Consider the following 21,377-nt stretch of genomic DNA (forward strand, 5'->3'; position numbering starts at 1 on the left):
TGCCTTTCGGGGAGGGTCAGGCGTCGGTGTCGGCCGCCGCGGGGGGCGGCGGCAGGAAGCCGGTCGCGGTCAGCTCCTGCACGAAGCGGGTGAGCAGCGGGACGTCCACCGTCGGGGGCCGCAGTCCGCCGGTGGCCCGCAGGGTGTTCGAGGTGTCGAAGACGGGTTCGCGCAGCCCCTGCCGGTCGTCCTCGACACGCTTGCCGAACAGCGACAGGGTCGGGCCGAGGTCGCTGTCGGGGTGTCGTTCGGCGTGCGCTCGGCAGGCGCGGTACCAGTCTTCGAAGGAGTCGCGCCGGACCGGGTGGCCGGCCCGCCGGAGGGCGGCGTGCACGGTGTCGAAGGTGAGGCGCCGGGTGCCGCCGAACTGGTAGGTGCCGCCGAGATGTTCCTCCTGGCGGGCGATGCCGGTGACCACGCGGGCGATGTGGTCGACGGGCACGATGTCGGTGTGGAAGTCGAGCGTCGGCACGGAGCCGACGACGGCGCAGGCGCGGAGGATGTGGGTGAACACGTCGTCCGCACGCCACACTCCGCCGACGGTGTCGCCGGCGATGCGGCCGGGGCGGTAGACGGAGACGGGAACGCCACGGTCCCGGGCGATTCCGACGAGCTGCTCGGCCACCCACTTGCTCTGGTTGTAGCCGTTCTCCGCGGGCGGCGGGTCGGCGGGCAGTTCGTCCTCGCGGGCCGGAGGGTCGCCCTCCCGGCGCAGGGTGAAGACGGACAGGGTGGAGATGTGGTGGACCGGTTTGACCGGGCCGGTGCAGGCGAGCCGCAGGATGGACCGGGTGCCGCCGACGTTGGTGTCCCGCAGGGCTGCGTACGGCTTGGCGAAGTTGACGGCGGCGCCGCAGTGGTGGATCTCCTGCACCTCGTGGGCGAGCCGCTCGAAGCCGTCGGCACCGAGACCGAGGTGGGGCCGGGACAGGTCACCCGGCAGTGCCCGTACCCGGTCCCGGGTGTCCTCGTCCCAACGGTCCCACAGCCGCAGTTCGCGCAGGTGGCGGGTCAGCCGGGCGTCGGCCTCCTCGACGGAGTCGCCGCGTACCAGGCAGACCACGTCTGCGCCGGTGCTGTCCAGCAGGGCGTTCAGCAGGAAGGCGCCGAGGAAGCCGGTGGCGCCGGTGAGGAGGACAGCCTGCGGGTCACTGCGCCACTGCGGGGGCCCCTCGGCGCGGATCTCGGGGTCCAGCGTGACGTCGGCGCGCGGACGGGTGTCGGCGCCGTCCGCCGCGTCGCCGTCTCCGGTACGGGTCACGGCGCGGGCCAGCGCGTGCGGGGTGGGCTCCTCGAAGAGCAGCCGGAGCGGGACGCGGGCGTCCGGCCAGGTGTCGCGCACCAGGGCGTGCAGGCGGGTGGCGGTCAGCGAGTTGCCGCCGAAGGCGAAGAAGTCGTCGTGCACACCGACCCCTTCGGTGCCGAGGACGCGCGCGAAGAGGGCCACGGCGTGTTCCTCCTCCGGGGTGGCGGGACGGGCCGGCGGTGCGCCGGGGCGTGTGGCGTCGGGGCGTGTGGCGTCGGGGCGGGGCAGCGCCGCACGGTCGGTCTTGCCGCTGGGGGTGCGCGGGAAGGCCGTGAGGGTGATCAGGTGTGCGGGGATCATGTAGCCGGGGAGGCGGTCGCGCAGCAGGGTGAGGAGTTCGCCGGTGAGGACGTGTGCCGGGCTGGCGCCGGTGTCGCCCTCGGTGCGGACGTAGCCGGTCAGCCGGGGGTCGCCGGGGGTGTCCTCGCGGAGCAGCACGACGGCGTCCCGCACGGCGGGGTGGGTGCGCAGCACGGCTTCGATCTCCCCGGGTTCGACCCGGAAGCCCCGCACCTTGACCTGGTCGTCCCGGCGGCCGAGGTACTCCAGCTGGCCGTCCGGGAGCCATCGGACGAGGTCGCCGGTGCGGTAGCGACGGTCGCCGGGACGGTCCGGGTCGGTGGTGAAGCGCTCGGCGGTCAGGTCGGCCAGCCCGAGGTAGCCGAGGGCGACGCCGGGACCACCGACGTGCAGTTCGCCGGGTACGCCGACCGGTACTCGGCGGCCGTCGGGGTCCAGGACGTCGAGGACGGCGTTGGGGACCGGGCGGCCCATGGGCGGGTGCCCTTCGCCGGTCAGCACTTTGGACAGCGTGGCGTACACGGTGATCTCGGTGGGGCCGTAGGCGTTGAACAGCCGCACATGGTCCGTCCAGCGCGCGGCGACCGAGGCGGGGCAGTCCTCGCCACCGGAGACGACGGTGCGCAGCGTGGGCATGTCGCGCGGGTCGAGCAGGGCCAGCAGGGAGGGCGGGAGCAGGGCCGCCGTGACGCGCAGCGCCTCAACGGTGACGGCCAGCTCCTCCCCGGCCAGGGGGGCGTCGGCGGCCGGCACGGCGAGGGTCGCACCTCCGAGGAGTGCGGTGACCCATTCCCACACGGAGGCGTCGAAGCTGGTGGAGGCGAAGGCGAGCAGGGTGTCGTCGGGTCCGATGCCGGTCAGGTCGCGGGTCAGGTGCAGGTCGACGACCGAACGGTGGGTGATCACCGTGCCCTTGGGGCGTCCGGTCGAGCCGGAGGTGTAGATGACGTACGCCGGGTCGTCCGGGCCGGCGGCCGGTGCGTCGTCGGTACGGTCGGCCCGTTCGTCGTCGTGGGGCGCCGGGAGTGGCCGGTCGAGGAGCACGAGGGTCGCGCCGTTGGCGGGGAGGGTGGCGGCGAGACCGCTGAGGGTGAGGACGACGGGTGCGGCGCTGTCGGTGAGCATGTGCCGGATGCGTTCGGCCGGGTAGCCGGGATCGACGGGCACGTATGCGCCGCCGGCCTTGAGGACGCCGAGGATGCCGGTGTACGTGTCCGGCGAGCGCCCGGTGCACAGGGCGACGAGGGTGCCGGGGCCGACGCCGAGCGTGCGCAGGTGCCGGGCCAGGCGGTCGGCACGGGCGTCGAGTTCCGCGTACGTGGTGGTGGCGCCGTCGGCGCAGCGCAGTGCGATGTCGTCCGGGGTGAGGCGGGCCTGCTGCTCGAACAGGGCATGTGCCGTGGTGGCGGGGACGGGGCGGTGCTCGCCGCGCCGCCACCGCTCCAGGGCGCGGGCGTCGGCCCCGGTGAGCGCGGGGAGGGCGGACAGCGGGCGTGCCGGGTCGTCGGCCGCCGCTTCGAGGAGTGCCACGAAGTGGTCGAAGAGCCGGTCTGCGGTGTGGTCGGCGAACAGGTCGGTGTTGTACTGGAGGGCGGCGCGCCAGTCGCCGTCGCGGCGCACGATCTCCAGGACGAGGTCGAACTTGGAGGTACCGGCGTCGACGTCGAACGGCCTGACGCGAGCGGCTCCCATACGGGTCTGCGGGATCTCGACGTTGCCGAACGAGAACACCGTCTGGAACAGCGGGGTGCGGGAGAGGTCGCGGGCGGCGCCGGTCTCCTCCACCAGGCGTTCGAACGGCACGTCGGGGTGGGCGTAGGCGTCCAGGCAGGTCTCCCTGACACGGGCGAGGAGTTCGGTGAACGTGGGGTCCGAGGACAGGTCGGTGCGCAGCACCAGGTTGTCGACGAAGAAGCCGACGATCCCTTCGAGTTCGGGCCGGCCGCGCCCGGCGAGGGGCGAGCCGACGGCGAGGTCGCGGTGACCGCTGTACCGCTGTAGCAGCACGTAGTAGACGGCGAGCAGGACCATGAACAGGGTGGCGCCCTCGCGCCGCCCCAGCTCCTCCAGGGTGCGCAGCACGTCGGCGGGGAGGGTGCGGGCGCGGACGGCCCCGCGGAAGGTCTGCACGGGCGGGCGGGGATGGTCGGCAGGCAGGTCCACCACGGGCAGGTCGCGCAGCCGCTCCCGCCAGTGTGCGAGTTGGGCCGCCGCCTCCGGGGAGTCCTGGCGGGTCCGCTGCCAGGCGGCGTAGTCGGCGTACTGGATGGGCAGCGGCGGAAGGTCCGGTTCCCGGTCTTCGGTCAGCGCCTCGTAGCAGGCGACCAGTTCCCGGACGAGGACGGAGACGGACCAGCGGTCGCAGACGGCGTGGTGGAGCACGAAGGAGAGGACGCGGTGGTCTTGGCCGGTGTGCAGCAGCGTGAGGCGCAGCAGCGGTGCCCGGGCGAGGTCGAAGGGGCGGGTGGCCGCGGTGCGCAGCAGACGTTCGGTCGCGTCCCGGCGTTCCGCCTCCGACAGGTGCCGCAGGTCGGTCCGTTCCACGGGGACGGTGACGTGCGGTGCGATCGCCTGGCGGAGCTCTCCGTCGACCTCGACCAGGGCTGTGCGGAGGCTTTCGTGCCGGTCGGCGAGCCGGTCGACGGCGCGCTGGAGGGCGTCCTCGTCGACGGGGCCGTCCAGGGCGACGTGCCCGGACATCAGGTAGGCGGTGGCGCTGCCCGGGTCGAGGCGGTGCAGGAACCACAGCCGGGCCTGGCCGAGTGAGGCGGGCAGCACTACGTGGCCGGGCGCGGGCCCGCCGGTCCCGGCGGTGCGGGGCAACGGCTCGGGGCCGTCGCCGACAGCGGTGGCCGGGGCTGCGGCCCCGATGTCCGGGGTGGGTTTCTCCCGCGTCGTGTCGGGGGTGCGGGCGGGGTCGGCGGTTTCGTCGAGCCGGGCGGCGAAGGCGGTGACCGTGGGGTTGTCGAACAGGGTGCGGACGGGGATCTTGCGTCCGAGGTGTTTGCCGAGCCGTGCGACGACGCGGCCGGCGAGGAGCGAGTGCCCGCCCAGGTCGAAGAAGTCGTCGTCGGTCGTCACGGTGTCGAGCTTGAGCACGTCGGCCCAGAGTTCCGCGATGCGCCGTTCGGTGTCGGTGCGGGGTGCGACGGAGTCGTCGGTGCGCTGGCGCGAGGAGCCGTCCAGGTCGGGCAGGGCCCGGCGGTCCACCTTGCCGTTGGGGGTGCGGGGCAGGGCGGGCAGCACGGCCACGACGGCGGGCACCATGTACTCCGGGACGCGGCTGCGGGCGAATTCGCGCAGCGCGGCGGCGAGGGCGCCGGGGTCTTCGGGCATGGTGACGGGTTCGACGTAGCCGACGAGCCGCCGGTCGCCGGGGGTGTCCTCGCGGAGGACGACGACGGCGGTGCGGACGTCGGGGTGCTCGCGCAGCACAGCGGTGATCTCGCCGAGTTCGACGCGGAATCCGCGGATCTTGACCTGGGAGTCGGCGCGTCCGACGAACTCCAGGCGGCCGTCGCCGCGGTACCGCACCAGGTCGCCGGTGCGGTACATGCGGGCGGCCGGGTCGTCGGGGTCGGGCAGGAAGTGCTGGTCGGTCAGCTCGGGCATCCCGTGGTAGCCGAGGGCGACGCCGGGGCCGCTGATGTGCAGCTCGCCGGTGACGCCGACGGGTACGGGCCGGCCTGCCCGGTCCAGTACCCGGAAGCGGGTGTGGGCGAGGGGGCGGCCCAGAGGGACGGGAGCGTCGTCCTCGCGGACGCGGTGGCAGCTCGCCCAGACGGTGGTCTCGGTGGGCCCGTAGACCTGCCACGCCTCGACCCCGGCGGCGGCCATCCGGTGGGCCAGGCCGGGGTCCAGCGGTTCGGCACCGCACAGTCCGCGGAACGGGTGACGGGCCCGCCAGCCGGTGTCGAGCAGCAGTTGCCACGCGGCGGGGGTGGCCTGCCAGTACGTGGCGCCGGTGGCGGTCATGCGGGCGGCGAGACGTTCCCCGTCGACGGCTTCGGCGCGCGGCACCAGGGCGATCGTGGCGCCGGTGGTGAGCGGAAGGAAGAAGTCGAGCACGGACATGTCGAAGGCATGTGTGATGGTCGCGGCGACGATGTCGGTCTCGTGGAGGCCGGGTTCGCGGCGCATGCAGTCCAGGAAGTTCGGCAGCCGCCCGTGCGGGATCATCACGCCCTTGGGACGGCCGGTGGATCCGGAGGTGTGGATGACGTAGGCGAGGTCGTCGGGGCCGCCAACCGGCTCCGGGTCGTGGCCGGACTCCGCCGCGGCCGGGTCCGGTTCGTCGTCCAGGCAGATCGCCTCGGCGTCGTGGCCCGGCAGGGCGGCGGCGACGCCGCGATGGGTGAGCAGCACCGACACGTCCGTGTCCCGGAGCAGGAACCGGACGCGTTCGGCCGGGTAGGCGGGGTCGACCGGCACGTACGCGCCGCCGGACTTGAGCACGGCGAGCAGTGCGACCAGCAGGTCGGGGGTGCGTTCGGTGCATACGCCGACGCGGCTGCCGGGGCGGACGCCACGGCGGCGCAGCAGGTGGGCGAGGCGGTTGGCGCGGGTGTTGAGCTCGCGGTAGGTCAGCGCGTGGTCGTCGAGGAAGACTGCCGTACGGTCGCCGACGCGGGCGGCCTGTTCCTCGATCATGCGGTGCACGGGCAGGGTGCGGCGGGGTGCGGAGGTGTCGCCGCTCCCCCATGCGTCCAGGAGTGCCGCCTCCGATGCGGGGAGCGCGGGGAGGGCGGTCAGGCGGCGGGACGGGTCGGCTGCGGCCTCGCGCAGCAGCAGGGTGAGGTGGTCGAGCATGCGGTCCGCGGTGTCCGCGGTGAACAGCGCCGTGTCGTAGTGGAGTTCCACGTGAAGGCCGCCGTCGCCGTGGGGGACGAGGGAGAGGAACAGGTCGACCTTGGCGGTTCCGGTGTCCACGGGCACCGGCTCGACGGCAAGGCCGCCCATGCGCAACCGGTCCGACGGCGTGTTGCCGAGCATCAGCCACACCTGGGCGAGCGGGGATCGGGACAGGTCGCGTTCGGGTTTCAGCTCCTCCACCAGTCGCTCGAAGGGCAACCCGGAGTGGGCGTACGCGCCGAGGCAGGTCTCGCGGGAGCGGTCCAGCAGTTCCTCGAACGTGGGGTCGCCGGTGAGGTCGGTGCGCAGCACCAGGGTGTTGATGAACATCCCGATGAGGTTCTCCAGCTCCGGCCGGTCGCGGCCGGCGACGGAGGTGCCCACGGGAATGTCCTGCTGGCCGGAGTAGCGGGAGAGCAGGACGCAGTAGGCGGCGTGGAGCACCATGAAGAGGCTGGCGCCGCGTTCCCGGGCCAGGTCCTCCAGACCGGTGACGAGGTCGGCGGGCAGCCGGGTGGTGCGGACGGCGCCGCAGAAGGACTGCGTCGGCGGGCGGGGCAGGTCGGTGGCGAGTTCCAGGACGGGCAGGTCGTCCAGGGTCATGCGCCACCAGGCGAGGTCACCGAGGAACGCACCGTCCTCGAGCCTGCGCTGCTGCCAGGCCGCGTAGTCGCCGTACTGCACCGGGAGGTCGGGCAGATCGGGTGGGGCCCCGGTCGTCTCGGCCTCGTAGCAGGCGGCGAGTTCGCGGACGAAGACGGCTCCGGACCACATGTCCCCGACGCCGTGGTGGAAGGTGACGACGAGGACGTGGTCCCGGTCGGCGAGCCGGACCAGGGTCACCCGGGCCAGCGGCGCCGCGTCGAGGCGGAACGGGGTGGATGTCTCCCGGGTGAGGACGTCCCGCAGCGCGGCGTCGAGGTCCTCCGCCGCGGACAGGTCGCGTCGGCTCACGGGCAGCCGGCCGGAGGGGTGGACGTACTGCACGGGCTCGGCGCCGTCCAGGCCGAAGGAGGTGCGCAACGTCTCGTGCCGAAGGACCAGGGCGTCCACCGCGCGCTGCAGCGCCTCCTCGTCCAATGGTCCGCGCAGGCGGGCGGCGCCATGACCGAGGTAGGCGGCGGCGCTCCGGGAGTCGAGCTGGGCGAGGAACCACAGCCGCTGCTGGCCGGAGGACATGGGCAGGATGCTGGGCGCCTCGTCCTGTGCCGTCGACGCGGCTGCCGGGTCGGTCCGCTCCGTGGTCACGTCAGTTCTCCTCGTCGTTCCCGGGTGCTTCGGCGTCGGCGGCGGTCGCGGGCCGGCGGGGAGTGCGGGGCACCGCGACGAGTTCGGGGGCGCCGGAAGCCGCACGGGCATCCCCGGTCTCGCGCAACTCGCGGGCGAACTCGGCCAGCACCGGCCGTTCGAAAAGGGTGCGCACCCTTACGTCGCGGCGCAGCGCGGACTTGAGCCGGCCGGTGACGCGGGTGGCGAGCAGGGAGTGGCCGCCGAGGGCGAAGAAGTCGTCGTGTGCGCCGACCCGTTCGACCTCCAGCACCTCGCTCCACACCTCGGCGATCCGCCGTTCCAGGTCGTCGCGGGGCGCCACGTAGGCGCCGGCCGCTGCCGAGCGACCGGTGCCCGGGGCGGGCAGGGCAGCTCGGTCGACCTTGCCGTTGGCGGTGAGCGGCAGGACGTCCAGCAGCACAACGGACGCGGGCACCATGTACTCGGGGAGGTTGCGGCGGGCCCGTTCCAGCAGTTCGGTGCCGGTGGGCCCGGGCTGCCGCCCCTCGCCTCGCGCGTCGCCGACCGCCGTCTGCGGACCGTCCGTGTCCGGTTGTGGGATCACCACGTAGGCGACGAGCCGCACGTCGCCCTCTGCGTGCTCGCGCGGAACGACGACGGCCTCGCGGACGGCGGGGTGCCCGGCCAGCACCTCGGCGATCTCGCCGGGTTCGACTCGGAAGCCGCGGATCTTGACCTGGTCATCGACGCGACCGAGCACCTCGAGGGTGCCGTCGTCCAGCAACCGGGCGAGGTCGCCGGATCGGTACATGCGGGCGTCGCCCCCGGTGAACGGGTCGGGAAGGAAACGCTGTCGCGTCAGTTCGGGCAGGTTGCGGTATCCACGGGCGACGCCAGGCCCGGATACGTGGATCTCGCCCGGCACACCCTGCGGTACGGGGCGCCCGTGGGGGTCGAGGAGCCGCAGCGTGAGGTCGGGCAGCGGGCGGCCGATGTTGCTGCGCACCCCGGACAGGACGTCGGACCGGGTGACCCGGTGGAACGTGGCGTGCACGGTCACCTCGGTGATGCCGTAAAGGTTGACCAGCTGCGGCTCGTCGTCGCCGAAGCGTGCGAACCAGGGTTCCAGAGCCGGCACGTCCAGGTACTCGCCGGCGAACAGCACGTAGCGCAACGGCGGTTGCACGCCGTCGGTCTCCAGCGCGTGCCGCGCGTACGGGTGGAAGGCCGAAGGTGTCTGGCTGAGGACGGTGACGCCCTGTTCCGCGAGGAGCTCGTGCAGCGCGTCGGGGGCGCGCACGGTGTCCCGGGGGACGACGACCAGGCGGGCGCCTTCGGCGAATGCGCCCCACATCTCGTAGACGGAGACGTCGAAGGCGTAGGAGTGGCACATGCTCCACACGTCCGCCGGGCCCGTGTCAAGCAGCGTGCCGGCGCCGCGCACCAGACGCACCACGTTGGAGTGCGTCACCTCGACACCCTTGGGGCGGCCGGTGGAGCCGGAGGTGTAGATGACGTAGGCGAGGTCGGTGGGCGTGGCACCGGTGTCCGGGCGGGTCGGGTCCTGGTCCGCGAGAGCATCCGCGTCCTTCTCCAGGTGGACGAGGGTGCCTTCGAAGGCGGGCGCGCGGTCGGCGGCGGCGTCGTGGGTGACGAGCAGGGCGGCGCCGGAGTCGGCGAGCACGTGCGCCATGCGGGAGGCGGGCTGCGCCAGGTCGAGCGGCACGTAGGCGGCTCCGCTCTTCAGCACGCCGAGGACGGCGGCCACCATGTCCACGGACCGCTCCAGGCAGAGGCCGACGCGCTCCTCGGGGCCGGCCCCGAGGGCGACCAGGTGCCGGGCGATGCGGTTGGCACGCTCGTCGAGCTGCCGGTAGGTGGCGGTGTCGTCGCCGCACACCACGGCGACCGCGTCGGGGGCGGCGTCCACGCGGCGGGCGAACACCTCGTGCAGCAGGTCGTCGCCGTCCACGGGGTCCGGACGGTGCCCGCCGTCCAGCAGTCGTACGCGTTCAGCCGCCGTGTAGGGGTCGATGTCGCCGAGGCTGCGGCCGGGGTCGTCCGCCATACCGCCGAGAAGGTGCTGGAAGTGCCCGAGGAGGCGTTCGGCGAAGGGGGCGGGGAAGCGGCGCCGGTCGTGCACCAGCCGGGGCGGTAGGTCCTCCTGGGGGAAGACCACCATGGTCAGCGGGTAGTGCGGTCGGCCGTCGTAGGCGAAGTCGGTGATCTCCAGACGGTGCAGGGCCATCTCGGGAGCGGGAGTGTTCTCGAACGCGAGGTCGGTCTCGAAGAGCTGTGTTCCGCCGGGGAGTCCGGCCCATCGGGGGAAGAGGTGCAGGGGGACGTCGGCGTACTCGCGAGCCTCGGTCATGGCGTCCTGGAGGCGGCGCAGCCAAGGCAGCAGCCGCTGGGCCGGGTCGATGCGGGCCCGCACCGGGGTGGTGGTGATCATCGGGCCGACGATGGTCTCCGCGCCGTGCAGGTCGGACGGCCGGTGGGTGGAGGTGGCACCGCTGACCACGTCGTCGCTGCCGGTGTAGCGGCCGAGCAGCAGCAGCCAGGCTCCCTGCACCAGGGTGTTGAGGGTCAGCCGGTTGTCGCGGGCGAGGCCGTCGAGGTCGCGGACGAGCGAGCCGAGGTGGCGGTCCGGGACGAAGGCGTGGGTGGGGCCACCGTCGTCGGGCGCGGTGGGCCCGGTGTCGAGCCGCTGCGGCGCGGCGCCGGCCAGTTCCCGCCGCCAGAACTCCTCGGCGCGACCGGTGTCGCGGCGCTTCCACCAGGCGACGTAGTCCCGGTACGGGCGGGCACCGGGGAGCTGGGGCGCCCTCCCGGCGCAGCGTGCGGCGTAGGCGGCGGCGAACTCCTGCAGCACCAGGCCGAACGACCAGCCGTCCATGACCAGGTGGGGGAAGCTCCAGAAGAAGCGGTGCAGCTCGTCCTCGAGCCGGATCAGGGCGAGCCGCATCAGCGGGGGCCGCCGCAGGTCGAAGCCGAGGCGGCGTTGTTCGGCGCGGAACTCCTCGTAGCGTCCCTCCCGTTCGGCGGGGGGCACGTCGCGCCAGTCGTGGTGCCGCACCGGCACCTCGACGCGGCGGTGCACGGCCTGGAGGGACCTGCCGACCTCCTCCCAGTGGAAGCCGGTCCGCAGGATCGGGTGCCGGGCGGCGAGATCCTGCCACGCCTTGAGGAACGCGTCCGGGTCGAGGGGGCCGCGGAGGGTGAAGGAGAGCTGCTCCACGTAGACGCCCGAATCCGGGGTGAAGAGGCTGTGGAAGAGCATCCCCTCCTGGACGGGGGTGAGTTCGAAGACGTCCTGGAGGTTCTCGGGCTTCATCGGGTCTCCTCCGCGTGTCGGGTCGGCCGCGCTCCGTGGGCCGGGGGTGCGTCGTCGCCCTCGGGCACGCCGGTACGTGCGTCGCCTTCCGCGTCACCCCTACCGCCGTCGTCACCGGCGAAGGCGCCGAGGAACGCGGTGAGGGTGTCCTGGTCCAGACCGGCGAGCGGGAAGTCGCCGGGGTCGAGGACCGCGGTGCCGGTGTCGCGGCAGTGCGCGGCGATCCGCCGGAAGGCGCCGGGGAGGGCCTCGTTCAGGTCCGCCAGGCGACGGGCGGCCGCCTCGTCGGCGTGACAGGTCAGGGTGGTGTGCAAGCGTCCGGCCTCCATGCGGGTGTCGAAGACGACGGGGTGGCCGGAGGCGTCGAGCCGGGGCGGACCCGCGAGGTCGAAGGGGCCGTCCGGCGCGAGGTCGAGGGCACCCAGGTGGCGGACCAGGATCTGGGACGCGGGCTTCTCTGCCGCGGGCGTGGCGTCGTCGCGCAGGTTCTTCACGGAGCGCAGGAGCGCGTCGGCCGGGGCGTCCGCCCCGTTCTCCGCCGGTGGGCCGGGGGCGGTCTCCGGGGCGGGGAGGAGCGCGGTGAGGAGGGTGCTGAAGCTGCCGGCGGGGATCCGGGCACGACTGTCCTCCTCCTCGAACTCCCGCAGGTCGTCCTCCACGTCGCAGCGCAGCGCCTGCCGGTGGCCGGTTGCGCCGGCGGCCAGCGCGAGGGCGGCGACCGCCGTCCGCGCGGGCGTGAGCCGGTAGGTGCTCGCCACACCGTGCTGCAGGTCCGCCGTCTCCTCCTCGGTGAGGGCGGTGTCCAGGGCGTGCAGGGCGTGCCGGGTGCCGGCCGTGGCGCCGAGGTCGACCAGGTCGGCGCTCTCCTCCCCGGCGCCCTCTCCCCCGACGGCTTCCGGTACGGGCGGTGGCGCGTCGGCGGGGGCTTCGGTGGCCAGTGCGGTCAGGGCGCGGGCCTGCTGGTCGTCCGGGGCGGGCAGCGCGGGTTCGGATTCGTTCCGTACCGCTCGAGCGGCCCGGTCGAGGTCGCCGAGCAGCGCCGGCCAGGAGGCGCCGTCCACCAGGAGTTCGTGCACCAGCCAGACCATGCGGCGGCCGTGGTTCCCGAGTTCGAACAGCGCCGCCTTGGTCACCGGCCCACCGTGGGGGCACAGTTCCTGGCGCATCTCCTCGACCATGCCGTGGAAGGCTCGCAGCCTGCGCGCGTCGGGCAGCGAGGTGAGGTCGATGTGCGGCACGGGAGGTGCGGCGTCGCCGGCCCGTACGAGGCCGCCGGTGCCGTCGGGGGTGGCGAGCCGCTGGTGCAGGGCGTTGTGCCGGGCGACGACGGCGGCGAGCGCGGTTTCCAGCTGTTCCGGGCCGACGTCTTCCGCCACCAGGAGTTCGGCGCGGTGCGCGCCCGCGGGGGTGCCGGGCGCGGCGGCCTCGAGCAGCCGGCGCTGGTGCCGGGTGGGGGGCGTGGTGGGCGCTTCGCCGGAGACGACCGCGCCCCGTGCTTCGAGGACGGCTGCGAGTTCGCCGAGCGTCTCGTGCTGGAAGAGGTCGGCGGCCGTGAAGTCGAGGCCCTCGGCGTTGGCGCGGGAGACGATCTGGACGCCCATGATGGAGTTGCCACCGACGGAGAAGAAGTTGTCGTGCGGGCCGATGCCGGGGACGCCGACGACCTCGGCGACGATCTCGGCGAGCCGGGCCGCGACGGGGCCCGCCGCGGCGCCGTCGGTCCCTGCGGCGGCACGTGCCGGGTCGGGCAGGGCGGAGCGGTCGACCTTGCCATTGGCGCTCAGCGGCAACCGGTCCAGAACGAGTAGCGCGGTGGGCACCATGTAGGCGGGCAGGGCCGTCTCGGCGAGTGCCGTGACCTCGTCGACGAGCGACTCGTCGGATTCGGGCGTGCGGGCGTCCGGGTCGGCCTCGGGCACCAGGTAGGCCACCAGGCGGCGGTTGTGGCGGTCCCCGGGGGCGGCGGCGAGAGCGGTGCGCACGCCTTCGTGGCGGGTGAGGACGTTCTCGATCTCGCCGAGTTCGATACGGAATCCACCGACCTTGACCTGGAAGTCCTCGCGGCCGAGGAACTCCAGCGTGCCGTCCGGCAGGCGCCGTCCGAGGTCTCCGGTGCGGTAGAGGCGCTCCCCGGTGTCCGGCCGGGTGACGAACGAGGCCCGGGTGCGCTCCTCGTCGCGCCAGTAGCCGAGGGCGAGGCCGTCGCCCCCGATGAACAGCTCGCCGGTGGCCCACACGGGGCAGGGCTCCATCCGGTCGTTGAGGACGTGGAAGGTCTGGTTGCGCAGGGGGGTGCCATAGGGGACGGATTCGCGGTCGGTGTCGTCCGGGTCGATGGGGTGGTAGATGGACCACACGGCCGCCTCGGTGGCGCCGCCGAGGCTGATCGGGCGGGCCTGCGGGGCCACGTCGCGCAGGCGGGAGGCGAGGTCGAGGGGTATCCAGTCACCGGACATCAGCGCCAGCCGGAGGGGGTTGGTCTCCGGGGAGGCGGCGTCCTTGTCCTCCTCGGCGGGCCGGCCGGCGAGGTGTTCGACGTACATGCGCAGTAGGGCCGGCACGCTGTTCCACAGCGTGACGCGGTGGCGGTGCACCAGTTCGTCCCAGTGCGCGGGGTCCCGGCTGGTGCCGGGGCGGGGCAGCACCAGCCGGGCGCCAGCACCGAGCACGCCGAACACGTCGTAGACGGACAGGTCGAAGCTCAGCGAGGAGAGGCCGAGGACGGCGTCCCCGGGGCCGACGCCGAACCGTTCGTTGATGTCCTCCAGGGTGTTGAGGGCCGCCCGGTGGGAGAGCATCACACCCTTGGGCTCGCCGGTCGAGCCGGAGGTGAAGATCACGTAGGCGAGGTCGTCGGGCACCTGCACGGCCTCGGGCGGGGTGCCGTCGGCGCCGGGCCCCTCCGGGTCGGCACCGAGGTCGACGGGCACCTCGCGGGCGCCGCCGGGCCAGGTGCGGTCCGTGCCGCCGGCGGGGGTGAGGACGAGCCGCACCTCGCCGCGTGCGCACAGGTGGTCCTGCCGCTCCGGGGGCAGTCCGGGATCGATCGGCAGGTAGGCGCCGCCGGCGAGCTGCACGGCGAGGGCAGCGACGATCTGCTCGCAGCCTTTCTCCAGGGCGACGGCGACGAGCCGGCCGGGCCCCGCGCCGAGGCCGCGCAGACGGTGCGCGAGGGCGCAGGCGTGGGCGCGGAGCCGTCCGTAGGTCAGCTCGCCGTCGTCGGCGGTGACCGCGACGCGGTCGGGGTGCTCCTCGGCCCGGGCCAGGAGGGCGGAGTAGAGGAACCCCTCCGGCAGCGGCCCCTCGGTCGCGTTGGCCCGCTCGATCAGTGCGCGCTGCTCCGCCGGGAGCGGGCATCGAGCGGCGTCGCCCCAGGCCGCGTCGGAGTCGGCGAGGCGTTCCACGAGGTGGTGGAAGGAGTCGAAGACGGCGTCGATCACGCCCTCGGGGAAGAGGCGGCGCAGCCAGTGCCAGCTGAGCTGTACACCGTCGGCGTTCTCCATCACGGCGAAGTCGAGCCAGACCTGCGGGGTCTGCGCGATCTCGTGCAGCATCGCGCCGAGCCAGCCGAACATGGAGGCGTCCTCGGCCTCGTTCTCCTGCACCAGGGTGCTGGTGAAGACCACGGGCATCACCGAGCCGCTGGTGCCGCCGCGCAGCCGGGCCATCTCGCGGAGGATCTCCACACCGTTCAGGTAGCGGTACTCCAGGTCCTCCCAGCTCTGCCGCTGGAGCGCGGCGGCGAGTTCACCGACGCTGAGCCCGGTGGACAGGTCGACCGGCAGCAGGTCGAAGGACGCGAACTCGCCGACCAGGTCGCGGACGTCCTCGTGCACCTGCAGCCGGTTGATGACAGTGACGTTGAGGCTGAAGCGGGCCGAGCGGGACCAGGTGCCCAGCGCCACCGCGTAGGCGGCCAGCAGGGCGGCGGAGGGAGTGACGCCCGCCGCGGCGGCCCGGTTGCGGAAGGCCTGCCAGCGGTCGGCGGGGACCTGCGCGTCGCGGGCGGTGAAGTCGGGGTCGGTCAGTGAGCCGGGGTTGAGCGCCAGCGGCAGCGCGGGGCCGGGCGGCAGCGCGGCGACCCGATCGCGCCAGTACTCCAGGGAGCGGCTGTAGAGCGCGGTGTCGCGGACGCGCTCGGAGGCGAGAACGTAGTCGCGGTAGCTGACGCGCAGCGGCCGGATCTCGTCCGCACGGTCCTGGTAGTAGCGGCGCCAGTCGCGCACCAGCAGGCGGATGCTGCCGATGTCGGCGATGAGCAGGTCGAAACTGAGGTGAAGCCGGATGCGGTCGCCGGGCAGCAGGGTTACCCGGACGTCGAAGAGGGGCCAGGTGTCGGCGGGCCGGACCTCGTGGGACAGGGTGTCCCGCAGTGCGGTCAGCTGTGCCTCGGCGTCCTCGGCACCGGCCTGGCGCAGGTCGAGACGGGCAACGGTGTAGGGGCCGGTGTCCGGGAGGATGCGCTGGGTGCCGTCCCGGTCGATGACGGCGCGCAGCATGTCGTGCCGGTCGACGACGCGCTGCCAGGCGGCCTCCAGCCGGTCCAGGTCGATGCCGGGGTCGACGTCGACCTCCCAGTAGACGTGGGCGGCGATGTTGCCGCCCTGGAAGCTGTCCAGACGCCCGATCCACTGTGCCTGCTGCATCTCCGACAGCGGGAACGGTTCGTGCAGCCGGTCCGGGTCGGGTACGGCGGCGGGCAGCCGGTCGTCCGGAGCCGGGTCCTCGTCCGGGCTGGCGCCGTCGGCCTGCGGTGTGCCGCCGAGGAGGGCGGCGACGCCGGCGACGGTCGGCCCGGCGAGCAGGTCGGCCAGCCTGACCTCGGTGCCGAGAACGGACTTGAGGCGTTCCACGACGCGGGCGGCGAGCAGCGAATGGCCGCCGAGTTCCATGAAGTTGTCGTGGACGCCGACGGGGGCGACGCCGAGAAGCTCGCGCCAGATCGCGGCGATCTGGCGTTCGCGGTCGTCGCGCGGTGCGACGTATTCGGTGGTGAGTGCGGGCCGGGGGTCGCACGCCCCGTCCACGGCGGGTGCGTCCTGGGCGTCCGCCGGGTCGCCGTCGGGGACCTGGACCCGGTAGCCGTCGTGGCCGCCGGCAGGGGCGGCGGGCTCGATCCAGTAGCGTCGGCGTTCGAAGGGGTAGGTGGGCAGGGCGGTGCGGGGGGCGGTGCCGCCCTGCACACGGTCCCAGTCGAGGGTGGCGCCGGCCAGCCAGAGGCGGCCGAGGCCCTCGGTGAACCGGCGGGCGTCGTCGTCCTCCTCCCCCGGTCCGGGCAGCAGTGACACGGTGGTCGCGCCGCGTCCTCGGGCCGCTTCCCGGGACAGGGAGCACAGCGTGGAGCCGGGTCCGATCTCCACGAGGACGGCGGGGCCGGGTTCGGTCAGCAGGTCCACGCCCTCGCCGAAGCGGACGGGTTCGCGGATGTGCCGGGCCCAGTGCTCGGGGTCCCGCGCCTGTTCCGGCGTGACCCAGGTGCCGGTGCGGTTGGTGACGTAGGGGGTGTCGGGGGCCCGGAGGTCGAGGCCGGACAGGGCGGTGCGGAAGTCCGGGAGGGCGGGCTCGACCATGGCCGAGTGGAAGGCGTGCGAGGTGTGCAGCGGCCGGGTGGGGACGCCGTCAGCGGCGAGGACGTCGGCGAACGCCTGGATCCGGTCGTCGGGGCCGGAGACCACGCACAGTTCGGGGGCGTTGACCGCGGCGAGGGAGAGCCCGTCGGGCAGCCGGCGGCAGACCTCGTCCTCGGCCAGCGGCACGGACAGCATGCCGCCGGACGGCAGCTGCTGCATCAGCCGTCCACGTACGGTGACCAGGCGCAGCGCGTCCGGCAGGGTGAGTACGCCGGAGCGGCAGGCCGCCAGGATCTCGCCGACGCTGTGGCCGATCATGGCGTCGGGGGTGACGCCGACGCTGTCGAGCAGTTCTGCCAGAGCGTGGCCGAGGACGAAGAGCGCGGGCTGGGCGAGGTCGGTGCGGCGCAGCCGGGCAGCGGCCTCCGCGGGATCGGTGCCGGCGGCGGGGTGGACGATCTCCCGCAGGTCGAGGCCGAGTTCGGGGGCGAGCAGGTCGGCGCAGGCGTCGAAGTGCTCGCGGAAGACGGGTTCGCGCTCGTACAGCCGCCGCCCCATGCCGGGGTGCTGGCTTCCCTGGCCGGAGAACAGGAACACCACGCGGGGGTCCTCGGCGGCGCGGTGGGTGGCGACGCGGTCGGCGTCGCGGGTGCGGAGCGCCTCGCGGGCCTCGTCGGAGTCGCGGGCGACGACCAACCGCCGGTGACCGTGTGGCGTGCGGCCCTGCTGGAGTGTGGTGGCGGTGCCCGGCAGGTCGTCGGCGGCAGGGCCGGCGAGGGCGGTGGCCAGAGCGTCGGTCGCGGACTCCAGCGCGGTGGGGGTGCGTGCGGACAGGGGCAGCAGGAACAGGTCGCGGGTGAAGGGCCGGGACGGCGCGGCCGCGGGTCCTTCCTCCAGCACGACGTGGGCGTTGGTACCGCCCATGCCGAAGGAACTGACGCCGATACGCCGCGGTGTGCCGTCGGTCTGCCATTTCTCCAGTTCGGTGACAACACGGAATGGCGTGCGGTCCAGGCCGAGCTCGGGGTTGGGCTTGTCGAAGTGCAGGCTGGGGGCCAGCTCGCTGTGGCGGAGCTGGAGAACCGCCTTGATGAGGCCGGCGACGCCGGCGGCCTCCGCGAGATGGCCGACGTTGGACTTCACGGAACTCAGCGCGCAGCCGCCGGGCGCGGCGGGGCCGCGGCCGTAGACCCTGGCGAGGGCGGTGACCTCGATGGGGTCTCCTATGGGGGTGGCGGTCCCGTGCCCCTCGATCGCGCTCACGGTGTGGGGGTCGATGCCGCCCACGCCGAGGGCGCCGGCGATGGCGCGGGACTGGCCGTCGACCCCGGGCGCGGTGTAACCGACCTTCGCCGATCCGTCGTTGGTGACGGCAGAGCCCTTGATGACGGCGTCGACGCGGTCGCCGTCGGCGACGGCGTCGGACAGCCGTTTGAGCACCACGGCACCGACGCCGCTGCCGAACATGGTGCCGCTGCCCGCGGCGTCGAACGACCGGGTGTGGCCGTCAGCCGAGAAGATCATGCCCTGGCGGTGCAGGTAACCCGTCCCCTGCGGCAGCCGTACTGACGCGCCGCCGGCGACGGCGACGTCGCACTCGTGACCGAGCAGCCCCTGCACGGCCAGGTGGACGGCCACCAGCGAGGACGAGCACGCGGTCTGCACCGAGACGGCAGGGCCGTCCAGGTCCAGGCCGTAGCTGATGCGGGTGGCGAGGTAGTCCTTGTCGTTGGTGGTGAGAAGTTCGGTGGCGTCCGCGATGTCGGCGAAGCCGGGCCCGGCGGTGAGCAGGTGGGAGATCAGGTAGGTGGACAGGCTGCTGCCGGCGTACACGCCGACGGAGCCGGGGAACGCGGCGGGCACGCACGCGGCGTCCTCCAACGCGGCGTGCGCGGTCTCCAGCAGGATGCGCTGCTGCGGGTCGATCATGGCCGCGTCGCGCGCGTTGTAGCCGAAGAAGGCGGCGTCGAACAGTTCGGGGTCCTCCAGGACGGACGCGGCGCGCACGTACGCGGGGTCGGCGACGAGTTCGGCCGGCACGCCCCTCTCCAGGAGCTCGGCCTCGTCGTAGAAGCTGACGGACTCCTCGCCGCTGCGCAGGTTGTGCCAGAACCGGCCCGCGTCGGGAGCCCCTGGGAAGCGGCAGGCGATGCCGATGACGGCGATGTCGCCCGCGTCGTCGACCGGCTCCTGGGGAGCACTGCTCTGCTTTGGGGTCATACCGGGGGCTCCTCCTGAGGTGTGCGACGCCCTCGCCCGTGCAGCGGTGCTCTCGGTGGGGGCGGGCGGGTGCGGCAGGGCAGCGGGTGACGGGTGGAACGCGGGTCAGGTGCCGGGTGTGCCGTTCGGGGTGTGGCCGGTGGGCAGGTGGTCCTCCGGCTGCGGCTGCGCCGGGTCGTGGCCCGTCCCGACCTGCCGGTTCTCGCCGTCGACGAACACCACCTGCGGCCGGTGACCGTCGACCTCGTCGTCGGTGACCTGGGCGTAGGCGATGATGATGACGAGGTCACCGGTGTGGACGAGCCGGGCGGCCGCGCCGTTGATGCCGATGACGCCGCTTCCCGGCTCGCCCTCGATCACGTAGGTCTCCAGGCGTGCCCCGTTGTCGATGTCGACGACGTGGACGAGTTCACCGGGCAGCAGGTCTGCCGCCTTCATGAGGTCGGTGTCGATGGTGAGCGAGCCGACGTAGTGGAGGTCGGCCTGGGTGACGGTTGCGCGGTGGATCTTGGACTTGAGCATGGTCCGGTGCTTCATGGTCTCGCCCCGAGAGGTTGGGAAGGGTCTGCCACAACGTGAGGATGCCGAGGGCGCGGGTGGTGGTCGCACCCCCTTCGGCCCGTCCGTTCGCTCACCGGGCGAGGTGGTACGGCGGTCGTGGCTGCACTGGCACCGGCGGGGTGACCGTTCGGGTACCGGGAGGGTGGCCGAACGGCGCTGCGGGGTGCGGACCTCACGCGGCGGGTGGTGCGGGGAGACGGGCGGGGACGTGCCGGGAGCTGTGACGGTGTGCCGGGACGGCTGGCCGGGGTGTTGCGGTGCGTCACACGAAGGCGAGGCGTACGCATTCCGCCCGGAGCGACCCGTCGACGCGATCCGCGCCGGGGCGCCGCCCGGCAGGGCTCACTCGGCGGCGAGCCGCTCGCGGCGGGAGCGCGCCCCTCGCGGTTCCGCGACGAAGATCACGGTGAGGGCCGCGCCGGTCAGGTAGGCGGCCCCGCTCACGGCGAACCCTCGGTGGACGCCCGCGGTGAAGGAGTCGTCGACGGCCTCGCCGCGGGCGCCGTCGGCCGAGGGGCCGGTGCCGAGGCTGCCTTCCACCGCGTCGTGGACGAGTTGCCGGGTGTTCGCGGCGGACAGGCCGAGTCCCGCGGCGCGTTCGGTGAGCGCGCTGGAGAAGCCGGCTGCGACGACGGCGCCGATCACGGCCACGCCGAGGACGTTGCCCACCTGCTGGCTCACCATCGAGGTGGCGGAGGCGATGCCGGCCTTCTCGGGCGGCACACTGCCCATGAGCGCCGCGTTGGTGGGCGTCATGGTCAGGCCGACGCCCGCACCCAGCGGCACGAGTGCGAATGCCCACAGGGCGTACGGCGTGTCGGCGCCGATCGCGGTGAGCGCCAGCAGGGCGGTCCCGGTGGCCGCCTGCCCGACGGTCATGGGGAGGGCCGGGCCGTAGCGCGCCGCGAGCCTTCCGGCCACCGGTGCGGCCGCCGCGGCCGGGAGCAGCAGTGGCAGCATGCGCAGCCCGGCCTGGAACGGCGGGTACTCCTGTACCTGCTGGAGGAAGAGCGACAGGAAAAGGAACGAACTGAGCAGTCCGAACGCGCCCGCGAAGAGCACGGCGTTGCATGCGGCGAAGCGACGGTTGCGGAAGAGGCTGAGCGGCAGCATCGGCTGGACGGCCCGGTGTTCGGCGGTGAGGAACCCCAGCAGCAGCAGCGCCGCGGCGCCGAGCAGCCCCGCGATGGGCAGGGAGGACCAGCCCGCCTGCTCGGCCTCGATCAGGGTGTACGTCAGGCACCCCAGCCAGCCGATGCCGAGAAGCTGGCCGGGCAGGTCGAACCTGCGCCGCACCAAGGGGGTTTCGGCCAGCGACCGCCAGGAGGCGGCGAGTGCGGCCGCTCCGACCGGGCCGTTGAGCAGGAACACGCTGGGCCAGCCGAACCGGTCCACCAGCACGCCGCCGAGGACCGGCCCGAGGGGAAGGGCGACGGCCGAGACCCCGGCCCACAGCCCGATGGCGCGGGCGCGTTCGCCGGGTTCGGGGTAGAGCTGGGTGAGGATGGCGAGGGTAGCGGGCACGAACAGGGCCGCACCGATCCCCTGACCCACCCGGCCGGCGACGAGCGCGGCGAGGTTGGGCGCCGCCCCGCTCACCAGGGAACCGGCGGTGAAGACGGCCAGCCCCGTCAGGAAGACCCGTTTGCGGCCGAACCGGTCACCGAGCGAACCGCCGGTCAGCAGCAGGCAGGCGAAGGCGAGGACGTAGGAGCCGACGACCCACTGGAGTTCGGAGACGCCCGCGTCGAAGTCCCGGCGGATGCTGGGCAGAGCGAGGTTGACCACGGTGAGGTCGAGCATCGACATGAACTGGGCGGCGCACAGTGCTGCGAACGCCCAGGTCCGTCCCCTGCCGTCCATGAGTCCGGCCTGCCTCTCGATGCGGGTGTGGCGGGGCCGTCACCGCGCCGCGGCGACCCTAGGCGGGCGTGGGCGCGTGGTGCAGTCGCCGGGCGGGCGGCCGTTGGCGGTGCCCGGTCGGGCACCGCGCGGGCGGTACCGC

Annotated in this window: 5 protein-coding genes; all 5 read right to left on the minus strand. The window is 73.7% G+C overall.

What is annotated here, in order from left to right; genetic code table 11:
- Positions 1-16: 16 nt before the first annotated feature.
- The 5 genes from E4198_RS01430 to E4198_RS01450 all read right to left on the minus strand — a co-directional run bounded on the left by E4198_RS01430 (position 17) and on the right by E4198_RS01450 (position 21,235).
- Entirely contained in the window at positions 17-7,705 is a 7,689-nt protein-coding gene (locus tag E4198_RS01430) for a non-ribosomal peptide synthetase (RefSeq protein ID WP_168711346.1), read from the minus strand.
- Position 7,706: 1 nt separating this feature from the next.
- A complete protein-coding gene (locus E4198_RS01435; RefSeq protein WP_136181513.1) occupies positions 7,707-11,021 on the minus strand; it encodes a non-ribosomal peptide synthetase in 3,315 nt (1,104 codons plus the stop codon).
- The gene (locus E4198_RS01440) at positions 11,018-18,811 is read right to left on the minus strand and encodes a non-ribosomal peptide synthetase/type I polyketide synthase (protein ID WP_136181514.1); all 7,794 of its coding nucleotides are present in this window, start codon (positions 18,809-18,811) and stop codon (positions 11,018-11,020) included. The genes E4198_RS01435 and E4198_RS01440 overlap by 4 nt, the downstream gene beginning before the upstream one ends.
- A gap of 105 nt (positions 18,812-18,916) precedes the next feature.
- On the minus strand, positions 18,917-19,348 hold the full coding sequence (gene panD / locus E4198_RS01445) for an aspartate 1-decarboxylase (protein ID WP_136181515.1): 432 nt from the start codon (positions 19,346-19,348) through the stop codon (positions 18,917-18,919).
- Between the two features lie 366 nt (positions 19,349-19,714).
- Entirely contained in the window at positions 19,715-21,235 is a 1,521-nt protein-coding gene (locus E4198_RS01450) for an MFS transporter (protein ID WP_136181516.1), read from the minus strand.
- Positions 21,236-21,377: the final 142 nt, after the last annotated feature.

The organism is Streptomyces sp. RKND-216 (assembly GCF_004795255.1).
GTDB classification, from domain to species: domain Bacteria; phylum Actinomycetota; class Actinomycetes; order Streptomycetales; family Streptomycetaceae; genus Streptomyces; species Streptomyces hazeniae.